Below are 15,791 nucleotides of genomic sequence, written 5' to 3' on the forward strand. Positions count from 1 at the left end.
AAGAGGGATTGACGCACAGTGCTCGACGTCAACTTCTTCGACGAGCTGCGGATCGGCCTTGCCACCGCGGACGACATCCGAACCTGGTCGCACGGCGAGGTCAAGAAGCCGGAGACCATCAACTACCGCACCCTGAAGCCCGAGAAGGACGGACTCTTCTGCGAGAAGATCTTCGGTCCTACCCGGGACTGGGAGTGCTACTGCGGCAAGTACAAGCGTGTCCGCTTCAAGGGCATCATTTGTGAGCGCTGTGGCGTCGAGGTCACGCGCGCCAAGGTGCGCCGTGAGCGCATGGGCCACATCGAGCTCGCCGCTCCCGTTACCCACATCTGGTACTTCAAGGGCGTCCCGTCGCGCCTGGGCTACCTGCTGGACCTCGCGCCGAAGGACCTCGAGAAGGTCATCTACTTCGCCGCGTACATGATCACGTTCGTCGATGACGAGCGCCGTCAGCGCGACCTGCCGTCGCTGGAGGCCCACGTCTCCGTCGAGCGCCAGCAGATCGAGAACCGCCGCGACGCCGACCTCGAAGGCCGCGCCAAGAAGCTCGAGAGCGACCTGGCAGAGCTGGAGGCCGAGGGCGCCAAGGCCGACGTGCGCCGCAAGGTGCGCGAGGGCGCCGAGCGCGAGATGAAGCAGCTCCGCGACCGCGCCCAGCGCGAGATCGACCGCCTCGACGAGGTGTGGAACCGCTTCAAGAACCTCAAGGTCCAGGACCTGGAGGGCGACGAGCTCCTCTACCGCGAGCTGCGTGACCGCTTCGGCACGTACTTCGACGGTTCGATGGGTGCCGCGGCGCTGCAGAAGCGCCTGGAGTCCTTCGACCTGGAGGAGGAGGCCGAGCGCCTCCGCGAGATCATCCGTACCGGCAAGGGCCAGAAGAAGACCCGTGCGCTCAAGCGCCTCAAGGTCGTCTCCGCGTTCCTGCAGACCAGCAACAGCCCCAAGGGCATGGTGCTCGACTGCGTGCCGGTCATCCCGCCGGACCTGCGTCCGATGGTGCAGCTCGACGGTGGCCGCTTCGCGACCTCCGACCTCAACGACCTGTACCGCCGCGTCATCAACCGCAACAACCGCCTGAAGCGCCTTCTCGACCTCGGTGCGCCCGAGATCATCGTGAACAACGAGAAGCGCATGCTCCAGGAGGCCGTGGACGCGCTCTTCGACAACGGTCGTCGTGGCCGCCCGGTGACGGGCCCCGGCAACCGTCCGCTGAAGTCCCTCAGCGACATGCTGAAGGGCAAGCAGGGTCGATTCCGTCAGAACCTTCTCGGTAAGCGTGTGGACTACTCCGCGCGTTCCGTGATCGTCGTCGGTCCGCAGCTGAAGCTGCACCAGTGTGGTCTGCCCAAGGCCATGGCGCTGGAGCTCTTCAAGCCGTTCGTGATGAAGCGCCTGGTCGACCTGAACCACGCGCAGAACATCAAGTCGGCGAAGCGCATGGTCGAGCGCGGCCGCACGGTCGTGTACGACGTGCTCGAAGAGGTCATCGCCGAGCACCCGGTGCTGCTGAACCGTGCGCCCACGCTGCACCGCCTCGGCATCCAGGCCTTCGAGCCCCAGCTGGTCGAAGGCAAGGCCATCCAGATCCACCCGCTCGTCTGCACCGCGTTCAACGCGGACTTCGACGGTGACCAGATGGCCGTCCACCTGCCGCTCTCCGCGGAGGCGCAGGCCGAGGCCCGCATCCTGATGCTGTCCTCGAACAACATCCTCAAGCCGGCCGACGGCCGTCCGGTCACGATGCCGACGCAGGACATGGTCCTGGGTCTGTTCTTCCTGACCACCGACGGTGAGCTCCGTGACGTCAAGGGTGAGGGCCGCGCGTTTGGCTCGACCGCCGAGGCGATCATGGCGTTCGACGCCGGCGAGCTCGCGCTGCAGTCGTCCGTCGACATCCGCTTCCCGGTGGGCACCATCCCGCCGCGCGGCTGGGTGCCGCCGGTCGCCGAAGAGGGCGAGCAGGAGTTCCAGCCGGGCGACAGCTTCCGTCTGAAGACGACCCTGGGCCGTGCGCTCTTCAACGAGCTGCTGCCCGAGGACTACCCGTTCGTCGACTACTCGGTGGGCAAGAAGCAGCTCTCCGAGATCGTCAACGACCTGGCGGAGCGCTACCCCAAGGTCATCGTGGCGGCGACGCTCGACAACCTGAAGGCGGCCGGCTTCCACTGGGCGACCCGTTCGGGCGTCACCGTGGCCATCTCCGACGTCGTCGTGCCCGAGGCCAAGAAGGCCATCGTCGCGGGCTACGAGGCGATGGACGAGAAGGTCCAGAAGCAGTACGAGCGCGGTCTGATCACCAAGGACGAGCGCACGCAGGAGCTCATCGCGATCTGGACCAAGGCGACCAACGAGGTTGCCGAGGCGATGAACGCGAACTTCCCCAAGACCAACCCCATCTTCATGATGGTTGACTCGGGTGCCCGAGGAAACATGATGCAGATGCGACAGATCGCCGGTATGCGTGGTCTGGTGTCGAACGCGAAGAACGAGACCATCCCGCGTCCGATCAAGGCGTCCTTCCGTGAGGGCCTCACCGTTCTGGAGTACTTCATCTCCACGCACGGTGCCCGTAAGGGTCTGGCGGACACCGCCCTGCGTACCGCCGACTCGGGTTACCTCACCCGTCGTCTGGTGGACGTCTCGCAGGACGTCATCATCCGCGAGGAGGACTGCGGCACCGAGCGCGGCCTCAAGCTCAAGATCGGTACCAAGGACGAGGCGGGTGTCCTCCGCAAGGCGGACGACGTCGAGACCTCCGTGTACGCCCGCATGCTGGCCGAGGACGTCGTCATCGACGGCAAGGTCATCGCGCCGGCGAACGTGGACCTCGGTGACGTGCTCATCGACGCCCTCATCGCGAACGGCGTCGAGGAGGTCAAGACCCGCTCGGTCCTGACCTGTGAGTCCGCCGTCGGCACCTGTGCCTTCTGCTACGGCCGCTCGCTGGCCACCGGCAAGCTGGTCGACATCGGTGAGGCGGTCGGCATCATCGCCGCCCAGTCCATCGGTGAGCCCGGTACCCAGCTGACGATGCGTACCTTCCACACCGGTGGTGTGGCCGGTGACGACATCACGCAGGGTCTGCCGCGTGTCGTCGAGCTCTTCGAGGCCCGTACCCCGAAGGGTGTCGCCCCGATCTCCGAGGCCGCCGGCCGCGTGCGGATCGAGGAGACCGAGAAGACGAAGAAGATCGTCATCACGCCCGACGACGGCAGCGAGGAGACGGCGTTCCCGATCTCCAAGCGCGCCAAGGTCATCGTGCACGAGGGCGACCACGTCGAGGTGGGCCAGAAGCTCACCATGGGTGCCACCAACCCGCACGACGTGCTGCGCATCCTCGGCCAGCGTGCCGTCCAGGTCCACCTGGTCGGCGAAGTCCAGAAGGTCTACAACTCGCAGGGCGTGTCGATCCACGACAAGCACATCGAGATCATCATCCGGCAGATGCTGCGCCGCGTGACGATCATCGAGTCCGGCGACGCGGAGCTCCTCCCGGGCGAGCTCGTCGAGCGCTCCCGCTTCGAGACCGAGAACCGTCGTGTGGTCACCGAGGGCGGTCACCCCGCCTCCGGCCGTCCGCAGCTGATGGGTATCACCAAGGCCTCGCTGGCGACGGAGTCCTGGCTGTCGGCCGCCTCCTTCCAGGAGACGACCCGAGTCCTGACGGATGCGGCGATCAACGCCAAGTCCGACAGCCTCATCGGCCTCAAGGAGAACGTCATCATCGGTAAGCTCATCCCGGCCGGTACGGGTCTGTCCCGCTACCGCAACATCCGGGTAGAGCCGACCGAGGAAGCCAAGGCCGCGATGTACTCGGCCGTCGGCTACGACGACATCGACTACTCCCCCTTCGGCACCGGCTCCGGCCAGGCTGTCCCGCTGGAGGACTACGACTACGGCCCCTACAACGGCTGAGGTCTGAGGCAGTAAACCGCAGGGCGGTCACCCGAGAGGGTGGCCGCCCTGCGGCGTTCCTAGCCGGTCTGGGCGAGGTACCGCTGGAGGTGGTGGAGGCGGGTCCGGGGATGCGGATGCGAGGAGAGCAGCAGTCGCAGGAACCCGGGCTCGTCCTCCTCCTCCGGCTCCGCCGCGAGTACCCGGGCGAGCTGGGGACCGAAGCCGAGAGCGGCGGCATGCCGGTCCGCCCGCAGTTCGGTGCGCCGGCCGACGGCGGCGATCAGGAGGGGCAGGGCGACCAGGAGCAGCGGCAGGCCGAAGGTGAGGGCCAGGACCCGGTAGCCGGCCAGGGCGACGAGCCCCGCCGCCACCGCGACGGCGTACGGGGGCATGTCTTTGATTCCGCGGCGGCCCGAGCGGGCGACCGCGGCCAGAGCCCATCGGGCGATCCTGCCGGGCAGTGCGTACCACCAGCCCAGCAGCTGTGCCCAGGAGTGCCCCGCCGTGTGGTGCCCGAGTTCATGGGCGAGGACCGCCGCCAGCTGGGACGTCGGCAGCGTCTCCAGCGCATGCCTGGTGACGATGACGAGGTGGCCGCCGGCGCCCGAAGCCGTCATTTCCCCGCTCTCCTCGATCCAGAGCTGGTAGCGGCTGCCGTCCACGCCTGCGCGTGCGGTCACCTCGCGCCATACGGGTGCCAGCACGGCGGCCTCCTGCGGCAGGGGGCGCCCGAGCCGCAGAAGGTACCGCGCCAGCAGGGCTTCGGCCGGCGGGTGGAAGACGAGCGCTCCGGCCGCCAGCCACAGCCCGACGGGTATCCCGTAGGGGAGACCGGTGGTGGCCTGCAGGCCACGACCCAGCAGGCCGACCAGGAACAGGCTGAACAGGGCGCCGGGCAGCTGGAGGGCGAGGCGGCCGACGGCCGCGAGGTCGGTGCCGCGGCTTCGGGCCCGGTAGTGGACCCGGGTGCCGGGGGCATGCCGGTAGTCGAGGTCGTCGCCGGGCTCGGAGTCGTCGTACACGGTCACCCCTTGCCGGGGTCGACGGGGGTCCGGCCGTAGCCGGGCGGCAGGTCCTTGGCGGGCGGCCGGTCGGTTGCCTCGGGGGTGGTGCCGGCGGTAGCGCCCGGGAACCGCTGGGTCAGCACCTCGCTCAGCGCGCGTACGGCGTGCCTGCGGGGCTCCGCCAGCTCGTGGGTCTCGGCAGCCGCCGAGTCGAAGAGCTTCGTGACCAGTTCCAGCTGCTTCTCGACGAGCTGCCGCTGGTCCTCCCGCAGGTTGGCCATGACCTCCTGACCCGCCTCGGGGTGCCGGCTCAGGTACCACGCCGAGGCGCGGGCCCCGCCCTGCTCCAGATACTCCTCGTACAGTCCGACCTTCTCGGCCTGCAGCCGCAGGAGTGCGGCCTCGCGGTGCTCGGCCGCGGCGTCCACGTCCTTGCCGAGGACGTCACCGAGGATCTTCGCCTCGGCTTCCTGCGCGATGCCCTGCAGGTGGACCTGGTGGTCGATGGCCTGCTGGTTGCGGCGCAGGCGCAGGGTCCACTCCGTCTTCAAGCCCGCGTCGGCCCCCAGCGGGGGCCAGCCGGCCGCGGCGGCCAGGAGCTCGGCCTCGGCGGCGGCGCTGTCGGTCACGGGGTGGCGCCGGACCAGGCCCCGGGCGCGCCGTTCGAGTTCGTCGCGCAGCATGCGCGGTACGTCGCGCCGTCCGCTGCGGATGAACCGGACCGCATCGTCCACCTGCCAGCGCAGCTCGACCTCGGCCTGGAACTCCAGGGCGTCGTTCGAGCTGGGCAGTACCAGCTCCGTGCGGACGGGGTGGACGCCCAGGTCCACCTCGTAGACGGCGCTGTAGCGGGCGGTGGCTCTGGGGCGGAGGGGCGGCGGGAAGAGCACGTACTCGCCCTGGTGCGTCGCGTAGACCAGACAGTGGTCGAAGTGGGTGTGGCGCTTGCGGCGCAAGTCCCACCGGGCGAGCTGGCGGACGCTGATCACCGGGTCGATCAGCTCGGTGTGCCGGTCGGCGGTCTGTAACCAGTCGAAGTGTGCCGGGGGCATGGGGGCTCCTTGGTGTCAGGGCCGGTGCAGGGCCGAGAGGAGGTCGTCGGCGGCGGCCGGGCGCGGGCCGCCGTCGTCACCGCGCACCGTCCGCAGGAGGTGTGCGATGCGCTGTTCGGCCGTCGCGTCGTCCGCCAGCTTCGGCAGCAGGTCCGCGAGGGCCCAGGACGTTCCGTCGTCCCTGTCTGCGGCCAGGACCCAGTCACGGAGGACGTCCAGGGCCTGCGTGGTGAATTCGGGGTCGCCCAGGGCGGCTCTCCACAGCCTGGGGATGCCGTGGGCGGGTGGTGTTCCGTCGAGGCGGGCCTGCCGGTAGGTGCGCAGGACGAGCGGCAGGTCGGTGGCCTCTTCCGCCGTGTGCCGGCAGGCGCCGAGGAACCCGATGACGGAGATCCGGAACACCGAGCGGTGGTCGTCGAGGGTCCGCAGGACCTCGGAGAGGACGTCCTCGGGCTCCTCGGAAAGCAACAGCAGCTCGACCGACTGGGCGAGCTCGCCCTCCAGTGGTCCGGGCTCGTCGGGGTCGTACTGCTTGCGTGCCTGTACGCGCAGCGCGGCGAGCGCCTCTCGGGGGCGTTCGGCGCCCAGCAGGCCCTGGACGCGGATGCCCACCCAGGAGAGCCGCGGGTCGTCGTCGGCGGTCCAGCTGTCGGCGATCCGCAGGATGTTCGGAGCCCCCACGCGATGGGCGAGGGTCAGGGAACCGACCGCCCCGACCCGCTGCAGCGGGTTGCGGGACATGGCCCAAGGTCCGATGACCAGGGCCATCGCGGACGGCAGGTCGGTGAAGGCGAGCGCTCCCACGGTGGCCGCGGCCCGGGTACGGACGAAGGGCCGGCCGTCGACGATGAGCTCCCCGAGCCAGGCGACCAGGGCGGGACGGGCCGAAGGGTGACCCGTCCACACCTCGCGCAGCAGGACGAAGGCGGTGCGGCTGTCCAGGAACTCGGCCTTGAGCTGCTCCACGGGACCCCACTCGGTCATCTCCCGGTCGGGGTAGGGCCGTGCGCGGGCCGTCTTCAGCCGGTTGCCGATGTGGGTGCCGAACACGGGGACGGCCTTGGGCAGGTCGGAGTTGACGATCGCCTGGAGCTTCTGGAACAGCAGGTCGCTGAGTTCGGCGGTGAGGGCGTACGGGCCGGCGTCGAACGCGGCGAGGGCGATGAGGAAGGCCTTCTCCCGCAGGTGGAGCGTGTCCTCGTCCGCCTCGAACCACTCACGCACCTGCTCGTCCAGCAGCTCGGCCGTGGTGTCACGGAGATCTTCTTCCCGGATCTCTCCCGACACCAGGCGCAGGAGCTGGTGGCCGAACGCGACCACCTCGCGCGGTTGGTGGGCGCGGGGCAGGAACTGGCGGACCTCGGCCAGCGCCAGCAGCCTGCAGGCGGTGGCTTCACCAGCCGCCCGCTCCAGGTGGGAGCGCAGGAGGGCCCCGCCATCGGGGGCGGTCCAGGGCCAGGTGCGGACGTCGTCCTCGACCCACGGCCGCAGGCCGGTGGTGATCACGAGGTGGCCGCCGTGCTCCAGCAGGTGGGCGCGGAGCGACAGCAGATGCGTCTCGCGGAGCGGCTCGTTGCGGGAGGTCACCAGGTCGCACAGCACGTGACCGGGGGCCTCGCCCTTCTGGATCTGCTCCAGGAGCGTGCCCGGGGTCGTCTCCCGGTCGATCGCGTGCACCGGGGTCGCCCCCGCTCGTCGTAGCAGCATCAGGGCGGCGGTGCGGCGCCCGGTGAAGGGGACGCCGGTCAGCACCAGGACCCGCTCTTGACGGAGTCGCTCCAGGAACTCCTCGAAGGGGGTGCCCTCGGAGACGAACGTGAGGGCCAGTCGGTCCAGCTCCGCAGCCGGAATCTCTCCGGAGGTCCGGGTGGGGCCGGAGGCGCCGTAATAGTGGTGCTCGGTCCGGTTGACGTTGCCGTTGATCTCGCCCGCGACCACGCCGCTGTTGCGCCCGGTGAACCGGGCCGAGGCAGGGGCGTGGCGGTCGATGTCGCGCCTGGTGTCCCAGGCCCGTTGCGGTGGGGCCTCCTGCGGCTGGGCGTTCTTCTCGTCGGCGCCCTGCTTGGTGTCGTCCGGATCACCGGGTGCGGCGGGGTCGGCCTTGGGTTCGGCCTGGTCGGGCGGGGCGGGTGTGGTCATCGGCGGTCACCGGGGGCCCCGTTGAAGGTGACGCCGCCGTTGATCACCCCGCCCTGGATCATCGGCCCGTTGATCTGGCCCGCCACCACCCCGCTGTTCGTACCGTGGAACTCGACCGCGCCACCCCCGTCGGCGGGTGCCGGGTCCTGCCGGCGCGCGGGTGCGGCGTCCTGCGCGGGCGGTGCGGTCCCGGCCGCCGTGGGTACGGGGCCGTGGAGCCAGGCCTTCAGGGGGCCGTTCTTGCTCCGCACCGTGATGGGGTGGAAGGCGTCCGCCGGAATGCCCGTGTGGTCGTGGCGCACGATCCCCGCGTGCACGGACTCGGACACGCACAGGGCGATGTCCGAGCTCCCCTCGCGCAGCGCGGCCCGCAGGACGTCGGCATCCAGGAGGCGGCACGCGTGGTTGAGGTCGGAGCCGACCCAGCCGTCGACGGCGTCGACGGTGACGAAGCCGGTGGCCACCACCGCGCGCAGCCTGATCTGGGCCGCACTCGACGCCATCCGGTTGACCTCCCTCAGCTGGGCCGGGGCCTCGGTGAGCAGGACGCGCAGCAGGAGGGGCAGCGAGGCGTTCGCGTCGATCATCACCAGCACCCCGTCTCCCCGGTCGGCGCGCAGGTGGAGGGTCTGGTCGATGCCGGCCGACTGCAGGACGCGCTCGACGACGTCGTAGAGCATGCGGCGCAGGTACGTCTGCTCCACGTCGTCGCGGTCGCTGAACTTCTCGATGTCGAGCAGGAGCAGGGTGCGGTTGAGCGGGTGCGTCATGGCTGCCTCTCACGGGTCGTGTGCCGGTGCCGCACCAGAGTGGAGGCGGGGCGGGGCGCGGTGTGAGGGCAGATGACGCACTGCCACTGTGACGGTGTGCACTGAGCGCTCAGGTGTCGGGACGGCCGATGCGCCGCAGGACGTCGGGCCGGGCGATCAGGACGGTGCGGCGTCCCGTGACGACGATTCCCCGGTCGCGGAAGTCCTTGAGCTGCCGCTGGACCATCTCGCGCGAGGCCCCGACGGCCCCCGCCAGCTCCTGCTTGGTCAGCGGGACGGTGATCTCCACCCCGCCCGCCGAAGGCCGGCCGTGCGTGCGGGCGAGGTCGAGCAGCAGGGTCGCCAGGCGTTCGCGGACGCTCATCGAGGCGTGCGCCAGCTGGCGCCGGTCCGCCGCGCGGGTGCGGTCGGCTGTCAGCCCGATGAGGGTGAAGGCGACCGAGGGGCAGCGGACCAGGAACTCGCGGAACGCGCGGTGGTCGATGGCCACGGCCCGGACGCGCTCCAGCGCGGTGACCGTGGCCGACCGCGGGCGGCCCGTGACGGCTGCGGATTCGCCGACGATGTCCCCCGGGCCGCGCAGCGCCAGGAGTGCCTCGTAGCCCGTGGCCGCCGAGGCGGTGACCTTGGTCCAGCCGGTCAGGATGAGCAGGACGTGCGTCGACGGCTCGTCCTGCCGGATCAGCGGGGTGCGCGGCTCGAAGTGCAGCTCGCGCCCCAGCTTGCGTAACGCCGTACCGTCCTCGTTCTCCAGACGGGCCAGGAACGGGACGCGGTCGTCCAGTCCTCCGTCGCCCGGGAGGTATGCCGGATCCATGGGCCCCCGATCAATCGCGGGCGGTCAATGTACTGACCACGGGGGTCCCCAGGCTGGGGAACGGCGGGATTGGCGCCCGGACGCCGGTCCCGTCCGCCCTCAGCCGCGTTCGCGGCGGCGCCTGAGGTAGGTCGTCGTGGTGACCGAGGTCAGGGTGAGGAGGGACAGGGCGGCGGCTGTGAGGCCTGGGGTGAGGCCCTTGGGGGTGTAGGTGCAGGAGAGGTGGTGGGTGCCCGGGGGGAGGGGGATTGCGAGGAGGCCGTGGAAGTCGGACGTGGGGGCCGAGCACTGCCAGCCCGGGATGTCCGTCATCGCGAAGACGGCGGTGCCCGTGGCGTTCGCCGGGAGGGTGGCCTCGATCGTGTGGCCGCCCGCCTCGACCGAGGTGGCGCCCGTCGTGGTGAGGTGGGCGATCGCCGCGTCCAGGGCCGGACGGTTCAGGCAGCCGATGGGGTTCGGGCCGGCCGTGGCGTTCTGCGTGCCGGTCTCCACCGTCGCGGTGACCGTGCCCGACGCGGGGACCGGGCCCAGGGGGAGGACCCCGGTCATGCGGTCCTCCAGGGGCAGGGAGCGGGAGCCGGTGCGGAGGGTGCCGTAGAGCTCGGGGGAGAACCAGTAGGCCTCGGAGCCCGGCGTGCAGGCGGCCGAGTAGGTCTGCGAGGCGGCGGTGCCGGTGCGGGTCGCCGGGGGGACCTCGTAGACCGTCGCGCCCAGGACGTTCTCCTGATGGGCGTAGACCGAGTCGGCGGGGTTGGGGGAGGTGTACGGGGCCGGGCGGACCGTCACCAGGGGAGGGGCGGCCTGCTTCGTCGCCGTCCAGGTGCCCGGGGCGGCGCCCGGGCGGACGCGGGCGCCGATCGAGAAGATCGCGTCGAGAACCGGGTTGTCGGCGCCGAAGAAGGTCCGGCCGTCGTTCTTGTAGCCGTATCCCAGGGGCTCCAGCGCCTTGTACGTGGCCTCCGGGAGGTAGCTGCTGTAGTACTGCGGGCCCTCCGCCCGGAGCGCCAGGGCGTCGTTGTACGAGGTCTGCGGCGCGCCCGAATCCGTCCGGTAGGCGGGCCAGCCGTCCACGGAGCGGACGGCCTCGAAGTGGTCCGTGATCGAACGGTTCGAGGTCACGGACGGCTTCGCCCAGCGCTCGCGGGAGCGGCGGGCGTCCGCGTTGGCCGCCGCCATCGTGGACTCCGCGAAGACCACGCCGATCATCAGGAGGGCCGCCAGGGGTACCAGGCGGCGGTGCTTCTCGCCCAGGGCCAGGAGGGTCAGGGCCAGCAGGGAGACGGCTCCGCCGCCCAGGACCGCCGGCCAGGTCCAGCCGCCGAAGTCGTTCGTGTGGCGCAGGACGAACGTGGCCACGACCAGCAGCCCGGCCGCCGCGGCCAGGTGCAGGGGGCGGGGGCGGTTGGCCAGGGCCAGCCAGGCCAGGACGACCACCATCCCGCTGAACACGAACGCCTCGCGGTACGGGTTGCCGTTCGGCACCGCCAGGCCGTGCCACACGTACTGCGTGGGCGGGAACTGGAAGGAGACGAGGACGAGGAGCGTGGCCGCCGCCCAGACCAGGCGCGTGCGGCCGGGGATGCGGCGGTTGAGGAGGAAGCCGCCCGCCAGGATCAGCCCCAGCGAGGCCACGTACAGGCGCGGCCGGCCGCCCCACAGGTGGGTGGCCGGGAGCATGCCGGCGAGGAAGACGTCGAGGCGCACCGGGTCGAAGGCCGCGGCCTTCGTGGGCTGGGAGGCGCCGCTGGACAGGAACGACGGCAGGAGGAGGGGCAGGGTCAGGAGGATGCCCGTCGCCGCGGCCGTGGCCGCACGCCACAGGGCGCGCAGCCGCTGCGCACCCGTCAGGTCCAGGGTGAGCAGACGGACGGCCAGCAGCACGCAGGCGGCCATCGTGGCCATCATCGCCGTGTAGAAGTTCCCGTACCAGGCGAGCGCGACGAGCAGGGCCGCCCCCGGCCAGCGCCGGCCCTCCAGGCACCACTCGACGGCGATGCCGAGCAGGGGCAGGGCGACCAGGCCCCACAGCCACATCGGGATGTACGAGGCGTCGCTGAGCGCCCACCCGCACAGGCCGTAGCAGGCGCCCAGGACCCCCCGCTGCCACCACGGGCCGGGCTGGAGCCTGCCCAGGTACACCGTCATCAGGGCGGCGGCCGCGCCCATCGTGACCGGGGTGATCACGAAGACGGCCAGGTCCACGTGCTCCCGCGGGACCAGCACGGCCAGCCAGGAGAACGGGTTGCCGAGGTACGTGTAGTAGTCGGACAGGAACTGCTGTCCGAAGCCCCCGCGCCAGCTGAACAGGACGTCGCCGGCGGCCTGGCCGTGGACCAGGTCCCACAGGGCGCGGTGGAAGGGCACGTACTGGTTGGCCTGGTCGTTGATGGCCCGGCCGGTGTTGCCGAAGGGGAAGCTGCCGCGGGCGGCCCAGGCCGCGCAGAACGCGCCCGAGGTGATGACGAAGGCCAGCAGGGGCCCGTACAGGCGCGAGAGGGCGGCGCGCCGCCGTGCCGAAGGGGCCCGGCCCCCGCCGGGAGGCGGGGGTGCGGCCGTCGTCGGCTCCGAGGTGACCGTCCCCAATGTCCTGCTCCTGGCGCTCGTACGTGTTTGAACTGACTCGCTGGGATTCGCTGGGCAGTGTAGTTCGCCCGCACTACCACGCCCGTGTGACGTCCGCGCGGCCGCCCCGGCATCGGGACGCCACGCCCATGGGGCGCCTGAGCTGCGCGGCCGTGCGGGCCGCGGCGGTGCGGCTTATGTTTTGACCGGAGTGGATGCGGTGGGTACGCTCAGACCTTGTGCCTGGGGTGTGCCTGGGCTCCTGTGCGTGTCCATCAACCGCATGGCGAGCTGAAGCGGCCACCGAGATTCATGCGTCTCCACGCTTGCGCGGAGCTCCGCCGGATCCGACACACCCGACCGCGTGGGTCGGAAAAGTTCCAGGTTAGCTTCACTACACGGCACACAGAAACCGGAGAAGTAGTGCCTACGATCCAGCAGCTGGTCCGGAAGGGCCGGCAGGACAAGGTCGAGAAGACGAAGACCCCCGCGCTTGAGGCTTCGCCTCAGCGTCGTGGTGTCTGCACGCGTGTGTTCACGACCACCCCGAAGAAGCCGAACTCGGCGCTCCGTAAGGTCGCGCGTGTGCGTCTGACCTCCGGCATCGAGGTCACCGCTTACATTCCGGGTGAGGGACACAACCTGCAGGAGCACTCGATCGTGCTCGTGCGTGGTGGCCGTGTGAAGGACCTGCCGGGTGTTCGTTACAAGATCATCCGCGGTGCGCTTGACACCCAGGCTGTCAAGAACCGCAAGCAGGCCCGCAGCCGCTACGGCGCCAAGAAGGAGAAGTAAGAATGCCTCGTAAGGGCCCCGCCCCGAAGCGCCCGGTCATCATCGACCCGGTCTACGCCTCTCCTCTGGTGACCTCGCTCATCAACAAGATCCTCCTGAACGGCAAGCGCTCCACCGCCGAGCGCATCGTTTACGGCGCCATGGAAGGCCTCCGCGAGAAGACCGGCAACGACCCGGTCATCACGCTGAAGCGCGCGCTGGAGAACGTCAAGCCGTCGCTCGAGGTCAAGTCCCGCCGTGTCGGTGGCGCGACCTACCAGGTCCCCGTCGAGGTCAAGCCGGGTCGCCAGTCGACCCTGGCGCTGCGCTGGCTCGTGGGTTACTCCCGCGCCCGCCGCGAGAAGACCATGACCGAGCGCCTGATGAACGAGCTGCTCGACGCCTCGAACGGTCTTGGCGCTGCCGTCAAGAAGCGTGAGGACACGCACAAGATGGCCGAGTCCAACAAGGCCTTCGCGCACTACCGCTGGTAGTCCCAACCCACATCGAGACCGAGAGAAGACTGAGCCGATATGGCTACCACTTCGCTTGACCTGGCCAAGGTGCGCAACATCGGCATCATGGCCCACATCGACGCGGGCAAGACGACCACCACCGAGCGCATCCTGTTCTACACCGGTGTGTCGTACAAGATCGGTGAGGTCCACGACGGCGCTGCCACGATGGACTGGATGGAGCAGGAGCAGGAGCGCGGCATCACCATCACGTCCGCCGCGACGACCTGCCACTGGCCGCTCGAGGACGTCGACCACACCATCAACATCATCGACACCCCGGGTCACGTGGACTTCACGGTCGAGGTGGAGCGTTCGCTCCGCGTCCTCGACGGTGCCGTCACCGTGTTCGACGGCGTCGCCGGTGTGGAGCCGCAGTCCGAGACCGTTTGGCGTCAGGCGGACCGCTACGGCGTCCCGCGCATCTGCTTCGTCAACAAGCTCGACCGTACCGGCGCCGAGTTCATGCGCTGCGTCGACATGATCAAGGACCGCCTCGGTGCGGTTCCGATCGTCATGCAGCTGCCGATCGGTGCCGAGGCGGACTTCAAGGGCGTCGTCGACCTCGTCCGCATGAAGGCCCTCGTGTGGTCCGCTGAGGCCACCAAGGGCGAGATGTACGACGTCGTCGACATCCCGGCCTCGCACACCGAGCTGGCCGAGGAGTGGCGCGCCACCCTCGTCGAGCAGGTCGCCGAGAACGACGAAGAGATGATGGAGCTCTTCCTCGAGGGCACCGAGCCCACCGAGGAGCAGCTGCACGCGGCCGTGCGCCGCATCATCCTCGGCTCCGGCAAGGGCAAGGGCGAGCCCACGATCACCGCGGTCTTCTGCGGTACGGCGTTCAAGAACAAGGGTGTCCAGCCCCTGCTCGACGCCGTCGTGCGCTACCTCCCGTCGCCGCTCGACATCGAGGCCATCGAGGGCCACGACGTCAAGGACGCCGAGGTCGTCGTGAAGCGCAAGCCGTCGGACGAGGAGCCCCTCGCCGCGCTCGCGTTCAAGATCATGAGCGACCCGCACCTCGGTAAGCTCACCTTCGTCCGGGTTTACTCGGGCCGCCTGGAGGCCGGCACCGCGGTGCTGAACTCCGTCAAGGGCAAGAAGGAGCGCATCGGCAAGATCTACCGCATGCACGCGAACAAGCGTGAGGAGATCGACGCGGTGGGCGCCGGCGACATCGTCGCCGTCATGGGCCTGAAGCAGACCACCACCGGTGAGACGCTGTGTGACGACAAGGCACCCGTGATCCTGGAGTCCATGGACTTCCCGGCTCCGGTCATCCAGGTCGCCATCGAGCCCGCCTCCAAGGGCGACCAGGAGAAGCTGGGTGTCGCCATCCAGCGTCTCGCGGAAGAGGACCCGTCGTTCCACGTCCACTCGGACGAGGAGACCGGCCAGACCATCCTCGGCGGTATGGGCGAGCTGCACCTCGAGGTGCTGGTCGACCGTATGAAGCGCGAGTTCAAGGTCGTCGCCAACGTCGGCAAGCCGCAGGTCGCGTACCGCGAGACGATCCGCAAGGCCGTCGAGCGTCACGACTACACCCACAAGAAGCAGACCGGTGGTACCGGTCAGTTCGCCAAGGTGCAGATCGCGATCGAGCCGATCACGGACGCCGATGGTCCGGCGTACGAGTTCGTGAACAAGGTCACCGGTGGCCGCGTGCCGAAGGAGTACATCCCTTCGGTCGACGCCGGTGCGCAGGAGGCCATGCAGTTCGGCATCCTGGCCGGCTACGAGATGACGGGCGTCCGCGTCACGCTTCTCGACGGTGGCTACCACGAGGTCGACTCCTCCGAGCTCGCCTTCAAGATCGCCGGTTCGCAGGCCTTCAAGGAGGCCGCGCGCAAGGCTTCTCCCGTGCTCCTCGAGCCGATGATGGCCGTCGAGGTCACCACGCCGGAGGAGTCCATGGGCGACGTCATCGGTGACATCAACTCCCGCCGTGGCCAGATCCAGGCCATGGAGGACCGTCACGGAGCCAAGATCGTCAAGGGCCTCGTGCCGCTTTCGGAGATGTTCGGCTACGTCGGAGACCTCCGCAGCAAGACCTCGGGTCGCGCCAGCTACTCGATGCAGTTCGACTCCTACGCCGAGGTTCCCCGGAACGTCGCTGAGGAGATCATCGCGAAGGCCAAGGGCGAGTAACTCTTCCGAGTTCACGCTTTAGGCTTGCCACCGGAACCTCTGGGGCAACAGGAGCAACCCTCCTGTTGCCCCGGGGAGCCGGCTATCCAGCAAAGATCACCTGGCGC

10 protein-coding genes are annotated in these 15,791 nt (G+C 69.8%); 4 read left to right on the forward strand and 6 right to left on the reverse strand.

The features are described from left to right. The first annotated feature begins 18 nt into the window (after nucleotides 1-18). Nucleotides 19-3,918 carry a DNA-directed RNA polymerase subunit beta' gene (locus AB0F18_RS04075; RefSeq protein WP_042818551.1) on the forward strand — a complete coding sequence of 1,300 codons (3,900 nt, stop codon included), beginning with the start codon at nucleotides 19-21 and terminating at the stop codon, nucleotides 3,916-3,918. A 59-nt stretch (nucleotides 3,919-3,977) separates the two neighbouring features. On the opposite strand, the gene AB0F18_RS04080 is transcribed toward AB0F18_RS04075, so the two are convergent. The 6 genes from AB0F18_RS04080 to AB0F18_RS04105 all read right to left on the reverse strand — a co-directional run bounded on the left by AB0F18_RS04080 (nucleotide 3,978) and on the right by AB0F18_RS04105 (nucleotide 12,265). Continuing rightward, complete coding sequence (locus AB0F18_RS04080) at nucleotides 3,978-4,922, reverse strand: M48 family metalloprotease (RefSeq protein WP_362054830.1); 945 nt, start codon at nucleotides 4,920-4,922, stop codon at nucleotides 3,978-3,980. A 2-nt stretch (nucleotides 4,923-4,924) separates the two neighbouring features. Next, nucleotides 4,925-5,956, reverse strand: a complete 1,032-nt coding sequence (locus AB0F18_RS04085; protein WP_362054832.1) for a hypothetical protein — start codon at nucleotides 5,954-5,956, stop codon at nucleotides 4,925-4,927. A 15-nt stretch (nucleotides 5,957-5,971) separates the two neighbouring features. After that, complete coding sequence (locus AB0F18_RS04090) at nucleotides 5,972-8,095, reverse strand: hypothetical protein (RefSeq protein WP_362054834.1); 2,124 nt, start codon at nucleotides 8,093-8,095, stop codon at nucleotides 5,972-5,974. Next, nucleotides 8,092-8,865: a hypothetical protein gene (locus AB0F18_RS04095; protein ID WP_362054836.1), complete on the reverse strand. Its 774-nt coding sequence runs from the start codon at nucleotides 8,863-8,865 to the stop codon at nucleotides 8,092-8,094. The genes AB0F18_RS04090 and AB0F18_RS04095 overlap by 4 nt, the downstream gene beginning before the upstream one ends. Before the next feature lie 109 nt (nucleotides 8,866-8,974). Next, nucleotides 8,975-9,682 carry a Crp/Fnr family transcriptional regulator gene (locus AB0F18_RS04100; protein WP_362054838.1) on the reverse strand — a complete coding sequence of 236 codons (708 nt, stop codon included), beginning with the start codon at nucleotides 9,680-9,682 and terminating at the stop codon, nucleotides 8,975-8,977. 99 nt (nucleotides 9,683-9,781) lie between these two features. Beyond that, a complete protein-coding gene (locus AB0F18_RS04105) occupies nucleotides 9,782-12,265 on the reverse strand; it encodes a YfhO family protein (protein ID WP_362054840.1) in 2,484 nt (827 codons plus the stop codon). A 402-nt stretch (nucleotides 12,266-12,667) separates the two neighbouring features. Between AB0F18_RS04105 and rpsL the strand changes: the two genes are divergently transcribed. Genes rpsL through fusA form a run of 3 tightly spaced genes read left to right on the forward strand, consistent with a single transcriptional unit; the run spans nucleotide 12,668 to nucleotide 15,684 of the window. Further along, nucleotides 12,668-13,039: a 30S ribosomal protein S12 gene (gene rpsL / locus AB0F18_RS04110; RefSeq protein ID WP_007265893.1), complete on the forward strand. Its 372-nt coding sequence runs from the start codon at nucleotides 12,668-12,670 to the stop codon at nucleotides 13,037-13,039. A gap of 2 nt (nucleotides 13,040-13,041) precedes the next feature. Further along, nucleotides 13,042-13,512 (forward strand): 30S ribosomal protein S7, encoded by a 471-nt coding sequence (rpsG, locus tag AB0F18_RS04115; protein WP_007265894.1) that lies wholly within the window; start codon nucleotides 13,042-13,044, stop codon nucleotides 13,510-13,512. 39 nt (nucleotides 13,513-13,551) lie between these two features. Next, on the forward strand, nucleotides 13,552-15,684 hold the full coding sequence (fusA, locus tag AB0F18_RS04120; protein WP_362054842.1) for an elongation factor G: 2,133 nt from the start codon (nucleotides 13,552-13,554) through the stop codon (nucleotides 15,682-15,684). Nucleotides 15,685-15,791: the final 107 nt, after the last annotated feature.

The organism is Streptomyces sp. NPDC029216, from assembly GCF_040648015.1.
In the GTDB taxonomy this organism is placed as follows: Bacteria; Actinomycetota; Actinomycetes; order Streptomycetales; family Streptomycetaceae; genus Streptomyces.

Coding starts and splice junctions, on each gene's coding strand:
- AB0F18_RS04085 (WP_362054832.1), bottom strand. CDS start 5,956: ATGCCCCCGGCACACTTCGACTGGTTACAGACCGCCGACCGGCACACC.
- AB0F18_RS04090 (WP_362054834.1), bottom strand. CDS start 8,095: ATGACCACACCCGCCCCGCCCGACCAGGCCGAACCCAAGGCCGACCCC.
- AB0F18_RS04095 (WP_362054836.1), bottom strand. CDS start 8,865: ATGACGCACCCGCTCAACCGCACCCTGCTCCTGCTCGACATCGAGAAG.
- AB0F18_RS04100 (WP_362054838.1), bottom strand. CDS start 9,682: ATGGATCCGGCATACCTCCCGGGCGACGGAGGACTGGACGACCGCGTC.
- rpsG (WP_007265894.1), top strand. CDS start 13,042: ATGCCTCGTAAGGGCCCCGCCCCGAAGCGCCCGGTCATCATCGACCCG.
- fusA (WP_362054842.1), top strand. CDS start 13,552: ATGGCTACCACTTCGCTTGACCTGGCCAAGGTGCGCAACATCGGCATC.